The 15,298-nt window shown below is 65.3% G+C and carries 16 protein-coding genes and 3 tRNA genes; 11 read left to right on the forward strand and 8 right to left on the reverse strand.

All coding sequences use genetic code 11. The annotated features are described in order from the left end of the window. The first annotated feature begins 12 nt into the window (after window positions 1-12). From lon to DFR40_RS04105, 5 genes are all read left to right on the forward strand, one after another. Complete coding sequence (gene lon / locus DFR40_RS04085) at window positions 13-2,427, forward strand: endopeptidase La (protein WP_121457196.1); 2,415 nt, start codon at window positions 13-15, stop codon at window positions 2,425-2,427. Between the two features lie 163 nt (window positions 2,428-2,590). After that, window positions 2,591-2,863, forward strand: a complete 273-nt coding sequence (locus DFR40_RS04090; protein ID WP_121457197.1) for an HU family DNA-binding protein — start codon at window positions 2,591-2,593, stop codon at window positions 2,861-2,863. A gap of 34 nt (window positions 2,864-2,897) precedes the next feature. Further along, window positions 2,898-2,973 (forward strand) — tRNA-Val (locus DFR40_RS04095). A 101-nt stretch (window positions 2,974-3,074) separates the two neighbouring features. Beyond that, a tRNA-Arg gene (locus DFR40_RS04100) sits at window positions 3,075-3,151 on the forward strand. A gap of 49 nt (window positions 3,152-3,200) precedes the next feature. Beyond that, window positions 3,201-3,277: transfer RNA gene (locus DFR40_RS04105), tRNA-Arg, on the forward strand. Between the two features lie 57 nt (window positions 3,278-3,334). Here the strand turns inward: DFR40_RS04105 and DFR40_RS04110 are convergent. Genes DFR40_RS04110 through DFR40_RS16905 form a run of 4 tightly spaced genes read right to left on the reverse strand, consistent with a single transcriptional unit; the run spans window position 3,335 to window position 6,885 of the window. Continuing rightward, window positions 3,335-4,705 carry a sigma 54-interacting transcriptional regulator gene (locus tag DFR40_RS04110; RefSeq protein ID WP_121457198.1) on the reverse strand — a complete coding sequence of 457 codons (1,371 nt, stop codon included), beginning with the start codon at window positions 4,703-4,705 and terminating at the stop codon, window positions 3,335-3,337. Further along, window positions 4,702-5,262: a permease gene (locus DFR40_RS04115; protein ID WP_147431281.1), complete on the reverse strand. Its 561-nt coding sequence runs from the start codon at window positions 5,260-5,262 to the stop codon at window positions 4,702-4,704. The genes DFR40_RS04110 and DFR40_RS04115 overlap by 4 nt, the downstream gene beginning before the upstream one ends. Continuing rightward, window positions 5,252-6,664 (reverse strand): sensor histidine kinase, encoded by a 1,413-nt coding sequence (locus DFR40_RS04120; protein ID WP_121457200.1) that lies wholly within the window; start codon window positions 6,662-6,664, stop codon window positions 5,252-5,254. The genes DFR40_RS04115 and DFR40_RS04120 overlap by 11 nt, the downstream gene beginning before the upstream one ends. Further along, complete coding sequence (locus DFR40_RS16905) at window positions 6,661-6,885, reverse strand: hypothetical protein (protein WP_147431282.1); 225 nt, start codon at window positions 6,883-6,885, stop codon at window positions 6,661-6,663. Before DFR40_RS16905 ends, DFR40_RS04120 begins: the two co-directional genes overlap by 4 nt. Window positions 6,886-6,896: 11 nt before the next feature. On the opposite strand from DFR40_RS16905, the gene ettA reads away from it, so the two are divergent. Continuing rightward, window positions 6,897-8,561 carry an energy-dependent translational throttle protein EttA gene (gene ettA, locus DFR40_RS04125; RefSeq protein WP_121457201.1) on the forward strand — a complete coding sequence of 555 codons (1,665 nt, stop codon included), beginning with the start codon at window positions 6,897-6,899 and terminating at the stop codon, window positions 8,559-8,561. Window positions 8,562-8,643: 82 nt separating this feature from the next. Here the strand turns inward: ettA and DFR40_RS04130 are convergent, their stop codons facing one another. After that, window positions 8,644-8,922, reverse strand: a complete 279-nt coding sequence (locus DFR40_RS04130; RefSeq protein WP_121457202.1) for a hypothetical protein — start codon at window positions 8,920-8,922, stop codon at window positions 8,644-8,646. A gap of 91 nt (window positions 8,923-9,013) precedes the next feature. Between DFR40_RS04130 and DFR40_RS04135 the strand changes: the two genes are divergently transcribed. The 3 genes from DFR40_RS04135 to DFR40_RS04145 are packed head-to-tail and all read left to right on the forward strand — an operon-like array spanning window position 9,014 to window position 12,465. Beyond that, entirely contained in the window at window positions 9,014-9,847 is an 834-nt protein-coding gene (locus DFR40_RS04135; protein WP_121457203.1) for a class I SAM-dependent methyltransferase, read from the forward strand. 6 nt (window positions 9,848-9,853) lie between these two features. After that, window positions 9,854-11,755: a peptidase U32 family protein gene (locus tag DFR40_RS04140; protein ID WP_121457204.1), complete on the forward strand. Its 1,902-nt coding sequence runs from the start codon at window positions 9,854-9,856 to the stop codon at window positions 11,753-11,755. Further along, window positions 11,752-12,465: a zf-TFIIB domain-containing protein gene (locus tag DFR40_RS04145; RefSeq protein WP_121457205.1), complete on the forward strand. Its 714-nt coding sequence runs from the start codon at window positions 11,752-11,754 to the stop codon at window positions 12,463-12,465. The genes DFR40_RS04140 and DFR40_RS04145 overlap by 4 nt, the downstream gene beginning before the upstream one ends. Before the next feature lie 6 nt (window positions 12,466-12,471). Here DFR40_RS04145 and DFR40_RS04150 read toward each other — a convergent pair whose 3' ends face one another. Continuing rightward, entirely contained in the window at window positions 12,472-13,020 is a 549-nt protein-coding gene (locus DFR40_RS04150; RefSeq protein ID WP_121457206.1) for a YaeQ family protein, read from the reverse strand. Window positions 13,021-13,112: 92 nt separating this feature from the next. On the opposite strand from DFR40_RS04150, the gene DFR40_RS04155 reads away from it, so the two are divergent. Then, window positions 13,113-13,325 carry a hypothetical protein gene (locus DFR40_RS04155; RefSeq protein WP_121457207.1) on the forward strand — a complete coding sequence of 71 codons (213 nt, stop codon included), beginning with the start codon at window positions 13,113-13,115 and terminating at the stop codon, window positions 13,323-13,325. Here the strand turns inward: DFR40_RS04155 and DFR40_RS04160 are convergent. Together DFR40_RS04160 and DFR40_RS04165 are read right to left on the reverse strand one after the other, a co-directional pair. Further along, window positions 13,318-14,157, reverse strand: coding sequence for an HDOD domain-containing protein (locus tag DFR40_RS04160; protein WP_121457208.1), 840 nt, complete (start codon window positions 14,155-14,157; stop codon window positions 13,318-13,320). The genes DFR40_RS04155 and DFR40_RS04160 overlap by 8 nt on opposite strands. After that, a complete protein-coding gene (locus DFR40_RS04165; protein ID WP_121457209.1) occupies window positions 14,157-14,483 on the reverse strand; it encodes a YciI family protein in 327 nt (108 codons plus the stop codon). Before DFR40_RS04165 ends, DFR40_RS04160 begins: the two co-directional genes overlap by 1 nt. A 118-nt stretch (window positions 14,484-14,601) precedes the next feature. Here DFR40_RS04165 and DFR40_RS04170 point away from each other — a divergent pair, with 118 nt between their 5' ends. Continuing rightward, window positions 14,602-15,045, forward strand: a complete 444-nt coding sequence (locus DFR40_RS04170) for a rhodanese-like domain-containing protein (RefSeq protein ID WP_121457210.1) — start codon at window positions 14,602-14,604, stop codon at window positions 15,043-15,045. Window positions 15,046-15,298 lie beyond the last annotated feature (253 nt).

Consider the following 15,298-nt stretch of genomic DNA (forward strand, 5'->3'; position numbering starts at 1 on the left):
AAAGGCACACTGATGTCGAACCCCAACACGCTCCCGGAAACCCTCGAACTGCCGCTGCTGCCGCTGCGCGACGTCGTGGTGTTTCCGCACATGGTGATCCCGCTCTTCGTCGGTCGCCCGAAATCGATCAAGGCCCTTGAAATGGCCATGGAGGCCGGCAAGCAGATCATGCTGGTGGCGCAGAAGTCGGCCGCCAAGGACGAACCGGAAGCCGAAGACCTCTACCGCATCGGCTGCATGGCCAACATCCTGCAGATGCTCAAGCTGCCCGACGGTACCGTCAAGGTGCTGGTCGAGGGCACCCAGCGTGCCCGGATCGAATCAATCGACGCGCAATCGGCGGTGTTCATGGCGACCGCCCTGCCGCTCGACCAGTCCGGCGCCGAAGATCACGAAATCGAGGCGATGCGCCGCGCGGTCGTCGCCCAGTTCGACCAGTTCGTCAAGCTCAACAAGAAGATTCCGCCGGAAGTCCTGTCGTCGATCACCGGCATCGAGGATGCCGGCCGCCTGGCCGACACCATCGCCGCACATCTGCCGCTCAAAATCGAGCAGAAGCAGGAAGTGCTCGAGATGGACAATGTCCGCGAACGCATCGACCGCCTGCTCTCCCAACTCGAGGCCGAAATCGACATCCTCCAGGTGGAGAAGCGCATCCGCGGCCGCGTCAAGCGGCAGATGGAAAAGAGCCAGCGCGAGTACTACCTGAACGAACAGGTCAAGGCGATCCAGAAGGAACTTGGCGAAGGCGAGGAAGGTGCCGACCTCGAGGAGCTCGACAAGAAGATCGCCGCCGCCGGCATGAGCAAGGAAGCGCTGGCCAAGGCCCAGGGCGAACTCAAGAAGCTGCGCCTGATGTCGCCGATGTCGGCCGAGGCCACCGTCGTGCGCAATTTCATCGAGACGCTGATCGGCCTGCCCTGGCGCAAGAAGACCCGGATCAGCAAGGACCTGCGCGCCGCCGAGAAGATCCTCGATACCGACCACTTCGGCCTCGAGAAAGTCAAGGAACGCATCGTCGAATATCTTGCAGTGCAACAGCGCGTGGACAAGGTCAAGGCGCCGATCCTCTGTCTGGTCGGCCCCCCGGGTGTCGGCAAGACCTCGCTCGGCCAGTCGATCGCCAAGGCGACCAACCGCAAGTTCGTGCGCATGGCCCTTGGCGGCGTCCGTGACGAAGCGGAAATCCGCGGCCACCGCCGTACCTACATCGGCTCGATGCCGGGCAAGATCCTGACCAGCCTGACCAAGGTCGGCGTCCGTAACCCGCTGTTCCTGCTCGACGAAGTCGACAAGCTCGGCCAGGACTTCCGCGGCGACCCGTCGTCGGCGCTGCTCGAAGTACTCGACCCGGAACAGAACAACACCTTCCAGGACCATTACGTCGAAGTCGATTTCGACCTCTCCGACGTGATGTTCGTGGCCACCGCCAACACGCTGAACATCCCGGCGCCGCTGCTCGACCGCATGGAAGTGATCCGCCTCTCGGGCTACACCGAGGACGAGAAGGTCAATATCGCCATGCGCTACCTGCTGCCCAAGCAGATGAAGAACAACGGCGTCAAGAAGACCGAACTGGTCGTCGCCGAAAGCGCAATCCGCGACATCGTCCGCTACTACACCCGGGAAGCCGGCGTGCGGGCGCTCGAACGCGAAATTTCGAAGATCTGCCGCAAGGTCGTCAAGACGCTGGTACTCAAGTCGCGCGACAGCAAGATCACGGTCAACGCCCGAAATCTCGACAAATACCTAGGCGTGCATCGCTACACCTTCGGCATGGCCGAGAAGGAAAACCAGGTCGGCCAGGTCACCGGCCTGGCCTGGACCGAAGTCGGCGGCGAGTTGCTGACCATCGAGTGCGCCAACATGCCGGGCAAGGGCAACATCATCCGCACCGGCTCGCTCGGCGACGTCATGAAGGAATCGGTCGAAGCCGCCCGCTCGGTGGTGCGCGCCCGTGCCCGCCGCCTCGGCATCAAGGACGAGGTATTCGAGAAGACCGACATCCACATCCACGTTCCGGAAGGCGCCACGCCCAAGGACGGCCCGTCGGCAGGCATTGCCATGACCACCGCCCTGGTTTCGTCCTACACCGGCATCCCGGTGCGTTGCGATGTCTGCATGACCGGCGAGATCACGCTGCGTGGCGAGGTACTGGCCATTGGCGGTCTCAAGGAGAAGTTGCTGGCAGCAGTCCGTGGCGGCCTGAAGACGGCACTGATCCCGGAAGAGAACGTCAAGGATCTGACCGAGATGCCGGAAAACCTCAAGAACCGCATCGAGATCGTGCCGGTGAAATGGATCGACCAGGTGCTCGAACGCGCGCTCGAGAGCCTGCCGCAGGCGCTTCCCGACGCCGGCGAAACGGCACCGGAAGTCGCCGCCAAGGCCGACGACGCAGCCAGCAAGACCGTTCTTACTCATTGATTTATAAGGACCGGAAGCCAAGCCCTCGGGCAAGGCCTCCGGCAGCCCTCTCACGGGGCCCCTGGAATCGGTCAAAATCCGCTTGACACAAGGATTTCGGGGGGGATATAAATCGCCCCTCACAGGATTTTCACCACTCCAAACCTTCCACTAGGGGATTTAAATGAACAAGACTGAACTGATCGATCAGATGGCCGCCTCCGCCGACATTTCCAAGGCTGCCGCCGGCCGTGCACTGGACGCCGCCGTCGAAGCCATCAAGGGCGCCCTGAAGGCTGGCGACAGCGTCAACCTGATCGGTTTCGGCACCTTCTACGTCGGCGAGCGTGCCGCCCGTACCGGCCGCAATCCGCGCACCGGCAAGACCCTCGAAATCAAGGCCGCCAAGTCGCCGAAGTTCCGCGCCGGCAAGGGCCTCAAGGACGCCGTTAACTGATATACTCGCGTCCCTCCTGCGCCACGGCGCAGTCGGGTGCTTAGCTCAGTTGGTAGAGCGTCGCCCTTACAAGGCGAATGTCGGCGGTTCGACCCCGTCAGCACCCACCAAATTTCGAAACCCCGCTCCGGCGGGGTTTTTTATTTCCCCTATTTTCCCGAAACCCCTTGCAATCCCTGGCAAGGCACGTATAATGCGCGGCTCTGACAGCGCGCCCGTAGCTCAGTTGGATAGAGTACTTGGCTACGAACCAAGGGGTCGGGCGTTCGAATCGCTCCGGGCGCGCCATTCAGATAAAGAGGAATTTTCGGATTCTTCCGATGTTGCAAGAGACAGCGCGCCCGTAGCTCAGTTGGATAGAGTATCTGGCTACGAACCAGAGGGTCGGGCGTTCGAATCGCTCCGGGCGCGCCAGTCGATGCAGAAAAAAAGCACCCATCGGGTGCTTTTTTGCTTTCCGGCGGACAAATATCAGGATTCGCCCTCTTCCCCGTTCCGGAACATCGCTGGCGTCAGGTCGTACTTCTGCAGCAGGCGGTACAACTCGGTCCGGTTGCGATCAGCAATCCGCGCTGCATCGGCGACATTGCCATCGGTCAGCTTGAGCAGACTGACCAGATAGTCGCGCTCGAAGCGCTGCTTGGCCTCGGCGTAGCTCAGCGCCTCCATCGTCGGCGCCCGCAACGCGCGCTGGACCAGCGACGCCGGAATCAGCGGCGTCGAGGTCAATGCGCAGCTTTGCTCGACGACGTTGAACAACTGCCGGACGTTGCCCGGCCAGCTCGCGGTCGCCAGCGCCTCAAGAGCGTCGGGCGCGAAGCCGCTGATCGGCTTGCCGTACTTCTTCGCCAGTTGCCGGAGGAAATGCGCCGCCAGCAGCGGAATGTCCTCGCGCCGGTCATCGAGACGCGGCAGCGTCAGCGAGACGACGTCGAGGCGATAGTAGAGGTCCTCGCGGAACTGCCCCTGCGCCATCGCGGCCTCGAGGTCACGGTGGGTCGCCGAGATCAGCCGGACATCAACGGCCTCCGACTGGGTCGCCCCGACCGGCCGCACCGCCCGCTCCTGGAGCACACGCAGCAGCTTGACCTGGAGCGCCAGCGGCATGTCACCGATCTCGTCAAGGAACAAAGTGCCGCCATCGGCTGCCTGGACCAGCCCCCGGCGCGCCGTGGCGGCACCGGTGAAGGCGCCGCGGACATGGCCGAATAGCTCGGACTCGAGCAGCGGCTCGGGAATCGCACCGCAGTTGATGGCGATGAAGGGCTTCTGGGCGCGTGGGCTGGCGCGATGAATGGCGCGCGCCAGGACTTCCTTGCCGGTACCACTCTCGCCGCGGATCAGGACGCTGGCGTCGGAAGCCGCGATCATCCGCGCGTCGGCCATCAATTCGGCCATCCGTGTGCTGCGGTAGACCACGCCTTCGGCCCATTTCTCGTCACCGGCCGCCGCCGGCTGGCCGGTCGCCGCGGCCGACAGCGTCAGCGCCTGATCGATCTTGCTGAGCAGGGTCTGACTGTCGAAGGGCTTGGTCAGGTAACCGAACACACCACGCGACGTCGCATCGACCGCATCGGGAATGGTGCCGTGCGCAGTCAGCAGGATCACCGGCAGGCTCGGCCGGGTGACGCGCAGTTCCTCGAACAACGACAGTCCGTCGCGGCCGGGCAGGCGGATGTCGCTGACGACGACGCGCGGCGGATCGATGGCGATCTTGGTCAGCCCCTCCTCGGCCGAGGTCGCCGCGGTAACGCGAAAACCACGAGCCTGCAGGCGCAACGTCAGCAGACGCAGGATGTCCTCATCGTCGTCGATGACCAGGATGTGGGCGCCGCCGCTCATGGCGTCCTCCCGTGCGGCAGGGGACGACCGGGCAGACTGCGCTCGATGTTGGCCAGGCGCTCGAGCTTTTCCTGCAGTTCGCCGACGCGGCGCTGGCTCTCCTTCAACTGCGCCGACTGACGCTCGCCCAGCCCTTCCAGGCGCAGACGCTCGGCCAGTTGCTCGGCAAGCAGCCAGGCCAGCGGATGCAAGCTGACGGCGGCCGGGTCGGCCGACTTGAGGACCAGCTCGGTCAGGGCCAGGGCGCGCGCCAGATCAGCGTTGGGACTGCGCGGCTGGGCCAGGAGCATGGCCAGGCGCAATTGCGCTGCCGGCTCGACGGCGACTGCCGCCAGGCGGTTGCGCTCGCGCGTGACCTCCGCTGGCGGCAGACGCAGCACCGACTGACGATGGAACAAGGCCGCTGCCTGCCCATCCTCGGGCGACGGCGTCGGCAGGATTGGCGCCACCGGCGCCGGCATCGGTACCGCCGGCGCCGGCGTCGGCTCGGAAACCGTCGCACAACCAGCCGCAACAGCGGCGGCCAGGCAGACGACACTGGTCAACTTAATGCTCATCGGGAATCTCCACACGAAAATGAGCGCCCTGCCCGCTGCCGCTCAGCAGGCTGACGCTGCCACCCATCGCACCGGCGAGCTCGCGGACGATGGACAGGCCGACACCGCTGCCGCGGCGTTCGACGGGCGCACGCAGGCGCCCCTGGACGAAAGGTTCGAAAATACGTTCAGCGTCCTCGCTGGCAACGCCGCAGCCCTGGTCGATGCACTCGAAGCGCCAGGCCCGGCGCTGGCGCAGCGCGGACAGCTCGATGCGCCCGCCCTGCGGGCTGAAATCGATGGCGTTGGCGAGCAGGTTGTCGAGGATCAGCGCCATCTTGTCGGCATCGAGCCGGGCGACGCCGGCATCGGCCTGGCAGACGATCTGCTGCTGCCGGGCCGATGCAGCCAGTTCGTGACGCTGCGCGGCCTCGGCCAGCAGCGCCGCCGGCTCGACCGGCGCGACATTGAGCTGGCGGGCGTCAAAGGCGGCAGCATTGAGACCGAGCAGGCTTTCGATCCGCCCCTGCAGGCCGCGCACATTGTGGGTCAGGATGCCGACGATCTCGCGCTGGCCGGCCGACAACGGCCCGGGGACTTCCTCGTCAAGCAGCGCGACGCCTTCCTTGAGGGCGGTCAGCGGCGTCTTCAGTTCGTGCGAGACGTGGCGCAGCGTCTGCTGGCGGTCCGATTCGAGCTCGGACAGGTGCAGACGCAACCAGTCGAGCCGCCGCCCCAGGCGGCGCATGTCGGCCGGCCCGCCAACGACGACCGGATCGTCGAAACGGCGCGCGCCAAGGCGGCGGATCGCGCGGTCAAGCTGGCGCACCGGACGCAACAACCACCAGCCCATGACCAAGGCTGCGCCGACCGCCCCGAGCAGCGCCAGCACCAGCTTGCTGCCGAGCTGCAGACGGTGGCGGTCAAGCTCGTCGAGCAGGCGGGCATTCTCGGTATCGATCCAGCGCTTGCTCGCCTGGGCGATGGCGTTGTTCATGCTGCCGAGTTCGTCGAGCATGGAGGCGATGTCATCCTCGGTCCGCTCGCCGCGGCGCTGCAGCTTGCGATTGACGCCGGCGGCGACGCTGCGCCATTGATCAGGGACGCCGACCAGGCCGGGGCCGGCCAGTTCCTCGATGCGCTCGAGCTGAAGAAAGGACTCCTCGAGGTGCTCCTGGAAGCGTTCGCGCAACAGCGGATCGCCGAGCACCAGGTACTGCCGGGCGGCACGCTCGAGGTCGACGCTGCGCTCCTCGAGCGTCTGTACCGCCGCCGTCAGCTCCAGCGCATGCGCGCTGTTGTCGCGACTCTGCCCGACCAGGCGCTCGAGCAGCAGCCAGCCATGCACGGCCACCCCACCGAGCAGCGCGACGATCAGGACAAAGCCGACCAGCATGCCCTGCAGAAAGGAAATCCGCCTCATTCGGCACCATCCATTTCGATAAGAATCAACAACATGCGATAGATGTTGGAAATAGACGACATTTTATCTCCGCCACAAACAGCCACCGCGGGCCGCGGCGAAAAAAACATGTTGGTTTTTGCCGACAAAACGGCGTCGACCGTCAAATCGCCGACACCCGCCGGGCGGGGCTGGTCATTTGCGGCGCGCCCTCGTACACTTCGACGTTTCGTCATCGTCACAAGGCAACACCATGGCTCAATACGTAATGTCGATGCTGCGCGTCAGCAAGATCGTGCCGCCCAAGCGGCAGATCATCAAGGACATCTCGCTCTCCTTCTTTCCGGGCGCCAAGATCGGCCTGCTCGGCCTGAACGGCGCCGGCAAGTCGACGGTGCTGAAGATCATGGCCGGCGTCGAGAAGGAATACGACGGCGAGGTGCAATGGCAACCCAACCTGTCGATCGGCTACCTGGCGCAGGAGCCGCAGCTCGACGCCGAGAAGACGGTACGCGAGGAAGTCGAGTCGGCACTCGGCGAAGTCATGCAGGCGCAGGCCAAGCTCGACGAGATCTACGCCGCCTACGCCGACGAAAATGCCGACTTCGACAAGCTGGCCGAAGAGCAGGCGCGCCTGGAAGCGATCATCGCCACTGCCGGCTCGGATACCGAGCATCAGATGGAAATCGCCGCCGACGCACTGCGCCTGCCGCCCTGGGACGCCAGGATCGGCGTCCTCTCCGGCGGCGAGAAGCGCCGCGTGGCGCTGGCCAAGCTGCTGCTGTCCAAACCCGACATGCTGCTGCTCGACGAACCGACCAACCACCTCGACGCCGAATCGGTCGAATGGCTGGAACAGTTCCTCGTCCGCTTCCCCGGCACCGTCGTCGCCGTCACCCACGACCGCTACTTCCTCGACAACGCCGCCGAGTGGATTCTCGAACTCGACCGCGGCGAAGGCATCCCCTGGAAGGGCAACTACTCGAGCTGGCTGGAACAGAAGGAAGCCCGCCTGGAGCAGGAGCAGAAGCAGGAAGCCGCGCGCATGAAGGCGATGAAGCAGGAACTCGAGTGGGTGCGCTCCAACCCGAAGGCGCGCCAGGCCAAGTCCAAGGCCCGCCTGGCCCGCTTCGAGGAAATGTCGAGCCACGAATACCAGAAGCGCAACGAGACCCAGGAAATCTTCATTCCGGTCGGCGAGCGCCTCGGCGACCAGGTCATCGAATTCAACGGCGTCAGCAAGTCCTTCGGCGACAAGCTGCTGATGGACAACCTGTCCTTCGCCATTCCGCCCGGCGCCATCGTCGGCATCATCGGCCCGAACGGCGCCGGCAAATCGACGCTGTTCAAGATGATCACCGGCCAGCAACAGCCGGATTCGGGCGAAGTGAAGATCGGCCAGACGGTGAAGATGGCCTACGTCGACCAGTCGCGCGACTGCCTCGACGGCAGCAAGACGGTCTTCGAAGAGCTGGCCCAGGGCAGCGACATCCTGCAGATCGGCAAGTTCGAGATGCCCAGCCGCGCCTACATCGGTCGCTTCAACTTCAAGGGCGGCGACCAGGGCAAGCAGGTCGGCAAGCTCTCCGGCGGCGAACGCGGCCGCCTGCACCTGGCCAAGACGCTGATGTCCGGCGGCAACGTCCTGCTGCTCGACGAACCGTCGAACGACCTCGACGTGGAAACCCTGCGCGCCCTCGAAGATGCCCTGCTCGAATTCCCCGGCTGCGCGCTGGTGATCTCGCACGACCGCTGGTTCCTCGACCGCATCTGCACGCACATCCTGGCCGCCGAGGGCGATTCGCAATGGACCTTCTTCCCGGGCAACTACCAGGAATACGAAGAGGACAAGCGCCGCCGCCTGGGCGAGGAAGGCGCCAAGCCGAAGCGCATCCGCTACAAGCCGATCACGCGCTGAGCGCGATCCGCAAAACAGAACGGGCGCCATTTCGGCGCCCGTCTTTCTTTTTCCTGCCCCGCATTTCGCGGGACAGCGAAACTCAGTGCTTCAGGCTGGCGGAGAAAACCGCCTTGCTCTTCTCGGAGAACTGGAACTCGCTGAAGGCGCGTTCGATTTCAGCGACATTGCTGCCTGCCGAATGGTCCTCGAAGCAGATGCCGATGCTCTTGCCGTTGGCGGCCAGCGTCTGGAAAGCATAGCGCCAGCGTTGCGCTTCGGCCAGGCGCTCGCGCAGCTCGGCTTCGTTGGAAATGGCAATACCGGCCTTCTTCAGGGAATCCAGGAATTGCTCGAAGGATTCGTTGCTCAGACTTCCCATTTGTTGTCTCCTAAACGATGTTTCCAGTTACGACTTGCTCGGTATCCGATTGACACTCGGGTCTTGCCGAGATGAATGCGATAATCGTGCCATGTCGAAAAAACCACCTCAGCCCACCGCCGCTGCCGCCCTTCCGGAGATCCGTCCCGGGCAGTCGATCGAACTGCTCAAGGAACTGCACATCCTGACGCGCGACGGCAAACTGAACCAGGACAGCCGGCGCAAGCTCAAGCAGGTCTACCATCTCGCCCAGTTCATCGAGCCCCTGCTCGATGGCATGGAAACCCTGGTCGATCATGGCGCCGGCAAGTCCTACCTCGGCTTCATCCTCTACGACCTGTATATCAAGAGCCGTGCCAGCGGCACCGTCATCGGCATCGAGACACGCCAGGAACTCGTTGATAAATCAAGGGAACTTGCCCGGCACCTGGACTTTCCGCGGATGCAGTTCCTGGCCTGCACGGTCGAGGACTCGATGACCTCGGACGCGCTGCCGGCCCGCGTCGATGTCGTCACCGCACTGCACGCCTGCAACACCGCGACCGACGACGCGATCCGCTTCGCGCTGACGCGCCAGGCAAGACACATCGTGCTGGTGCCCTGCTGCCAGGCCGAAGTGGCGGCGACGATGCGCGCGCGCAAGGCCGAATCGCTGTCAAAAACACCGCTCGCCGAGCTGTGGCGACACCCGATCCACACCCGCGAACTGGGCAGTCATCTGACCAATGTCCTGCGTTGTCTGTTGCTGGAATCCCACGGCTACGACGTCACCGTCACCGAACTGGTCGGCTGGGAGCACTCGATGAAGAACGAACTGATCATCGCCAGCCAGCGGGGCAAGCCGCGCAAGAACGCCCGCGAACGGGCCGAAGCCATCCTGCGCGAGTTCAATATCGAGGAACTTGCCCCCCGTTTCACCTACTAAGGCGCCATGACGCGAATCCAGCACCCCCTCGAACTCCTGGCCCCGGCCAAGAACGCCGACTTCGGCATCGAAGCCATCAAGCACGGCGCCGACGCCGTCTACATCGGTGGCCCGGCTTTCGGCGCCCGTTACGGCGCCGGCAATTCTGTCGGCGAAATCCAACGCCTGTGCGATTTCGCCCATCGCTTCCGGGCCAAGGTCTTCGTCGCCCTGAACACCATCCTCCACGACAGCGAACTCGAAGACAGCCGGCAACTGGCCTGGCAGCTGTACGAGGCCGGCGCCGATGCGCTGATCATCCAGGACATGGGCCTGCTCGAGCTGGATCTGCCGCCGATTCAACTACATGCGAGCACCCAGACCGACATCCGCAACCCGGCCAAGGCGCGCTTCCTTGAAGACGCCGGCTTCTCGCAGATCGTGCTGGCGCGCGAGATGAGCATTGCCGAAATCGGCCAGGTCGCCGCTGCGACGACGCTGTCGCTCGAGTATTTCGTGCATGGCGCACTCTGTGTCGCTTATTCCGGACAGTGCTACATCAGCCACGCCCACACCGGCCGCAGCGCCAACCGCGGCGAGTGTTCGCAGGCCTGCCGGCTGCCCTACACGCTGGTCGACGACAAGGGCAAGACGATCACCGAGAACCAGCATCTGCTGTCGATGAAGGACAACAACCAGTCGGACAACCTGCGTGCGCTGATCGCGGCCGGCGTCTCCTCGTTCAAGATCGAGGGGCGGCTGAAGGACCTGTCCTACGTCAAGAACATCACCGCCCACTACCGCACGCTGCTCGACGAGATCATCGCTGCCGAGCCGGGCTACGTCCGCGCTTCCAGCGGCCGTTCGAGCTTCACCTTCACGCCGCAGCCGGAAAAGACCTTCAACCGCGGCTACACCGATTATTTCGCCGGCGGCCGCCAGGACGACATTGGTGCCTTCGATTCGCCGGCCTTCGTCGGCGAACCGATCGGCGAGGTCGCCGCCATCGGCGACGGCTGGCTCACGGTGAACACCGCGGAAACCTTCCACAACGGCGACGGCGTCTGCTTCCACGATGCCCACGGCGAGGTCCAGGGGATGCGCATCAACCGGGTCGATGGCCAGCGCCTCTACCCGGCCGAGATGCCGGCCGAGCTGAGCGAGGGCACGACCTTGTTCCGCAACCGCGACCAGGCCTTCGAACGCGCCCTGGAGAAGGATTCGGCCGAGCGTCGCGTCGCCGTCGAGGTGGTTTTCGCCGAGCACGCCGACCGCTTCGCGCTGACGCTACGCGACGAGGACAAGCTCAGTGTCACGGTCGACCTGCAAAAAGACGAAAAAATCGGCGTCGACCGTGCGCAGAATCCCGAGGCCGCACTGGCCAGGCTCAAGGAAAACCTGGGCAAGTTCGGCAACACGATGTTTGTTGCCGGCGACATCGAGCTGCAGTTGAGCGCGCCCTGGTTCTTCCCCGTTGGCGCGATCAACGCGCTGCGCCGCGATGCCGCCGCCCACCTCGAAGCCGCCCGCCTGGCCAGCCACCCGCGCCCGCCGCGCGCGGTACCGGCGGCCGAGCCGGCGCCCTATCCGCAGGAAGAACTGACCTACCTCGGCAACGTCTTCAACGGCAAGGCCCGCGCCTTCTACGAAAAACACGGCGTGCGCCTGATCGAGGATGCCTACGAGGCAGGCAGCGAAAAGGGCATGGTCTCGCTGATGATCACCCGCCACTGCCTGCGCTACAGCTTCAACCTCTGCCCGAAGGAAGTGAAGCACCTCAAGCCGGACCCGATGACGCTGATCAACGGCAGCGAGAAACTGATCCTCAAGTTCGACTGCAAGGCCTGCGAAATGCACGTCGTCGGCAAGATGAAGAAGGGCGTCACCCTCAACCTCGGCAGCATCCGGCCGGCCGGCGGCTGCGGATGACACCGGTGCCCTGCCCGTCCTGCGGGCAAACCATGGCCAAGCGCCGGCTGCCGCGCAACCTGCACGGCGAGGTCGTGCTCGACCTCTGCTTCCATTGCCATGGCGTCTGGTTCGACGAATTCGAAAGCGTCCAGATCACCCCGGGCGGTGTCATCGAGCTGTTCCGCCTGATCCACGAACACCGCGACGCGCCGCGCCTGCCGCTGCGCGACGCGCTGGCCTGCCCGCGCTGCAACGACCGCCTGCTGCACGGGCTGGACCGCTCCAAGCACGGCGGCCAGTTCAACTACCACCGCTGCCTGCAGAAGCACGGGCGCTTCACCACCTTCGCCCAGCTGATGATCGAAAAAGGCTTCGTTCGCCAGTTGACCGTCAGCGAGATCGACCAGCTCGCCGCCAGGGTCGGCAGCGTCCGCTGCACCGGTTGCGGCGCCCCGGTGGACATCCGCCGCGACCACGCCTGCCCTCACTGCCGGGCGCCGATCGCGATCCTCGATCCGGCCGCCGTCGAGCGCGCGCTGGCGCGCCTCGACCAGGCGGAGAACGAGCGCAGCCGGCGCGACGTCGAACTGCTCGGCGATGCGATCGTGATCCGCGAACGGGAAAAAGCGCGCTTCGCGCGCGAGCAGCGCCAACAGTTCAACCAGCTCGACGTCGGCGACCTCATCGTCAGCGGCGTCGACCTGCTCTGGCAGGTACTGCGCCGCTGAGCCGGCTCAGCCGCCGGCGGCCTTCAGCTCGACCGGCGCCAGCTCCAGCGAACGCTCGCCGCTGGCCAGCCAGACCGTGCCTTCCTGGATCGTGCAGGCGAGTTTCATGCTGCGCTCGGCCAGCGCCCCCAGCGCCTCGCTCTCCTCGGCGCTCAGGCGCAGCACCGTGAGATTGGCAAAGCGCTCGAGCTGCGGCGCGATCTGCTGCCACCAGACATCGACCGAACGCCCGCCGTAGGCGAGCACGACGGCCCGGTCGGCGCGGTTGCAGCCCTTGCGGATGCGGCTCTCGTCGGGCTGGCCGACTTCGACCCAGGTACGCAGCACGCCGCCCGGATCGACTTCCTGCAGCGCGCATTCGTCGTCGCTCGACAGGCCCTTGCCGAACGCCAGGTCGGGCCCGGCATGGAGCGCGAAGGCGAGGACGCGGACCATCATCCGGATGTCGTTCTCGGACGGATGGCGGGCAATGGTCAGCGGGTACTCGGCGAAATGCCCGCGATCGAGATCGGAAACCTGCAGTTCGGCCTTGAAGACCGTCGATTTGAGCGCCATCAGCAGCCCCGGAAAAAGCCGCGATTATCCCATGACGCGTCGGCCAAAGCCGATTAGGATGCGCCTTTCACGCCATCACCGCTTCCGGAAAAATGCTTCTCCAGGCCGTCGACCGTAAACGTTGCGCCAGCTGCCAGCGCTGGACCGGCCCGCGCTGCCCGGGCGAGCTGCCGGAGACGGTGGCGATCGAGTCGGAAACGGTGAGCGGCCTGTGCCAGGGCGGCGGCTGGCACGGCAGCGAGCGCCGCGCCCGCTCGGCCTGCGGCCACTGGCTGCGCTGGCAGGCGTTGCCGCCGCTCAGCTGAAGATCCGGTTGAGGAAGCGGCTGCGCGCCTCGATGCGGCCGAACAGGAAGTTGAGGTCGTCGTCCCAGTGCAGGCCGAGCAATTCGCAGGCACCGGCGGAAACCTCGACGACGCTGGCCTGGTCGTGACCGACCAGGTCGAGCGCGTTGGCCAGGGCCTCGCCAACGTGCGTCGCCGCGACCAGCTTGTCGGCTGGCGGATGCGCTTCGTGATGGTGGCGGATGGCGGCGACCACCGACGGCGGCAGCTGCCAGGCACCGGCCAGCACGCTGCCGATGGCGCAATGGTCGACGCCGAAATGCCGGCGCTCGGCCTCGATGATGTCCAGCCCCGGCTCCTGCTCGCGGCTCATCCGCACCATCTGGAATTCGAGCGGATGGCAGCGCGCCATCCACAACTGGCCGATATCGTGGAGCAAGCCGCAGACCAGCGCGAAATCGACCGAAGCACGCCCGATCCGGGCCAGTTCCTGGGCGGCGACGCCGACGGCGACGCTGTGCTCCCAGAACTGCCGGCCGACGTGGGCGCCGTGCGCGAACTCGGCCAGGCTCAGCGTGAGCACGATCTCGCGCAGACGCGCGACGCCGATCAGCGAGACCGCCACCTGCATGTCGCGGACATCGCGCTGGATGCGCCCGGCCATCGCCGCGGCATTGGCGATCGAAAGCACGCGCGCGGTGATCACCGGGTCGCGGCCGACCAGCTGGATCAGCGCGCCGATCGTCGCGTTGTCGTCGTCGAGGGTCATCAGCAGGTCATTCACCACCGTCGGAAAGGCCGGCAACATCTGCGCCCGTTCGACGATCACCCGTTCGCTCAAGGCCAGCGGCATCACAGGCTCCGGTAGGCGAGAACCGCCGCGTAGAGGCCGGCAACCGCCGGTCGCGAACGGTCGGCGCGGGCGAAGATGCGGTCGAGCCGTGCCCGGTGGCGCTCGATCGCCGCCGCCCGCTCCTCGTCGCTACGCGGGTCATCGAGCAGCACGCAGGCAAACTCGCCGTGGCGCAGCGCGATCTGATGCAGGTTGGAAGTGGTCAGTTCGTGGCCGACCGGCAACGTGAAATTGGTCACCCCATGCTCGGCGATCGCCAGCGGCGCACCGAGGACCATGCCTTCGATGATTTCGGAAAGCGGCAGATAACGCAGTTGCTGTCCCATGATTGGCGGGTTCTCTTTTTGAGGTTATGTATTAATTTTGTGATTTTTGCCGATTCAAGTCAAGTAGCATCAGCGGCCGTCGCTATAATGCGCGCATCCTCACTCGGTCTGACACATCATGCGCCCATTCGTTCTCGCCGTCTGCCTCGCCCTCAGCCCCCTGCTCGCCCGGGCCGAGATCGTCGATATCGACAACCGCGAACTGGCGGCCCTGATCGCCGAGGGCGTGCCGGTCGTCGATATCCGCCTCGAAAGCGAATGGCAACACACCGGGATCGTCGCCGACAGCCACCTGCTGACCTTCTTCGACGAGCGCGGCAAGGCCGACCCGGCCGCCTGGCTGGAAAAACTCAAGCCGGTCGCCGCCGCCGGCCAGCCGGTGATCCTGATCTGCCGCACCGGCAACCGGACCCGCGCGGTCGCCCGCTTTCTCGCCGAACAGGCCGGCTACAGCCGCGTGTACAACGTCCGCGCCGGGATCATGGGCTGGCTCCGCGACGGCGGCCCGGTGACCCCGGCAGCGCCGCGCATCGCCGCCTGCCGGGCGGCCAGGACCTGCTGAACGGAAAAACCCCACAAATTCCGTTGTTGTTTTTTGCGAAAACTTCGGCGATAGTTCGACTTCGCTGATTTTTCCCGATCCCGCATCCCGATGAACGCTTCCGCCGCCTTCCGCTCCGTTGCTGCCCGCGCAGTCTCGCTGCTGGTCGTCGTACGCGTCATCGTCGTAGGCGTCGTTACGCACGCGCCGTCGCGGACCGGGTAAGCAGAAGCAGCAGACAGTTTCCCCAAACCCCGCCGGCGCCACCGGCGGG

This window comes from Azonexus fungiphilus (genome assembly GCF_003634965.1).
Lineage (GTDB): Bacteria > Pseudomonadota > Gammaproteobacteria > Burkholderiales > Rhodocyclaceae > Azonexus > Azonexus fungiphilus.

Bases quoted from the DNA above. Each gene is read 5' to 3' on its own strand.
- DFR40_RS04170 (WP_121457210.1), top strand. From the start codon at position 14,602: ATGCGCCCATTCGTTCTCGCCGTCTGCCTCGCCCTCAGCCCCCTGCTC.
- DFR40_RS04145 (WP_121457205.1), top strand. From the start codon at position 11,752: ATGACACCGGTGCCCTGCCCGTCCTGCGGGCAAACCATGGCCAAGCGC.
- lon (WP_121457196.1), top strand. From the start codon at position 13: ATGTCGAACCCCAACACGCTCCCGGAAACCCTCGAACTGCCGCTGCTG.
- DFR40_RS04090 (WP_121457197.1), top strand. From the start codon at position 2,591: ATGAACAAGACTGAACTGATCGATCAGATGGCCGCCTCCGCCGACATT.
- DFR40_RS04110 (WP_121457198.1), bottom strand. From the start codon at position 4,705: ATGAGCGGCGGCGCCCACATCCTGGTCATCGACGACGATGAGGACATC.
- DFR40_RS04135 (WP_121457203.1), top strand. From the start codon at position 9,014: ATGTCGAAAAAACCACCTCAGCCCACCGCCGCTGCCGCCCTTCCGGAG.
- DFR40_RS04160 (WP_121457208.1), bottom strand. From the start codon at position 14,157: ATGCCGCTGGCCTTGAGCGAACGGGTGATCGTCGAACGGGCGCAGATG.
- ettA (WP_121457201.1), top strand. From the start codon at position 6,897: ATGGCTCAATACGTAATGTCGATGCTGCGCGTCAGCAAGATCGTGCCG.
- DFR40_RS04115 (WP_147431281.1), bottom strand. From the start codon at position 5,262: ATGAGCATTAAGTTGACCAGTGTCGTCTGCCTGGCCGCCGCTGTTGCG.
- DFR40_RS04150 (WP_121457206.1), bottom strand. From the start codon at position 13,020: ATGGCGCTCAAATCGACGGTCTTCAAGGCCGAACTGCAGGTTTCCGAT.
- DFR40_RS04130 (WP_121457202.1), bottom strand. From the start codon at position 8,922: ATGGGAAGTCTGAGCAACGAATCCTTCGAGCAATTCCTGGATTCCCTG.
- DFR40_RS04165 (WP_121457209.1), bottom strand. From the start codon at position 14,483: ATGGGACAGCAACTGCGTTATCTGCCGCTTTCCGAAATCATCGAAGGC.
- DFR40_RS04140 (WP_121457204.1), top strand. From the start codon at position 9,854: ATGACGCGAATCCAGCACCCCCTCGAACTCCTGGCCCCGGCCAAGAAC.
- DFR40_RS04120 (WP_121457200.1), bottom strand. From the start codon at position 6,664: ATGAGGCGGATTTCCTTTCTGCAGGGCATGCTGGTCGGCTTTGTCCTG.
- DFR40_RS04155 (WP_121457207.1), top strand. From the start codon at position 13,113: ATGCTTCTCCAGGCCGTCGACCGTAAACGTTGCGCCAGCTGCCAGCGC.